Origin of the sequence: Rhizobium ecuadorense (assembly GCF_001187535.1) — a bacterium.
Classification (GTDB): domain Bacteria; phylum Pseudomonadota; class Alphaproteobacteria; order Rhizobiales; family Rhizobiaceae; genus Rhizobium; species Rhizobium ecuadorense.
On sequence record NZ_LFIO01001742.1, the window covers coordinates 1 to 330 of the forward strand.

Annotated in this window: 1 protein-coding gene; it reads right to left on the bottom strand. The window is 59.1% G+C overall.

Annotation, left to right across the window (positions count from 1 at the left end; all coding sequences use genetic code 11):
• On the bottom strand, positions 1-237 hold a 237-nt coding region (locus AF337_RS34950), incomplete at its 3' end, for a glycosyltransferase family 2 protein (RefSeq protein WP_152971332.1).
• Between the last annotated feature and the right edge of the window lie 93 nt (positions 238-330).

Genomic DNA, 330 nt, shown 5'->3' on the forward strand with positions numbered 1-330 from the left:
GTTGCGCGCGCGCGCAACCCCTCCATTCTCCTGGCGGAGAACCCGTACACGGCGATCGGTCAGGCCATAGTCGCTGGCAAGTTCGAACGTACTATCCCGCGACCCGTCGTCGACCACAAGGATTTCGAGCTTGTCGTAGGACTGGCTGGAGACACTTTGCAATGTTTCGGCAAGCGTCTTCTCGGCGTTGTAAGCCGGTATGACGACGGTGATGAGAGGGGCCGCAACGCCAGTCATGGTATTGTCATCCGATATAAGCTCCCGGGAGGCCCATAAGTTCAGGGAAGGCTTCAAGAGGGTGATCGCCACGGACTTCGAGGCGTGGCAGAC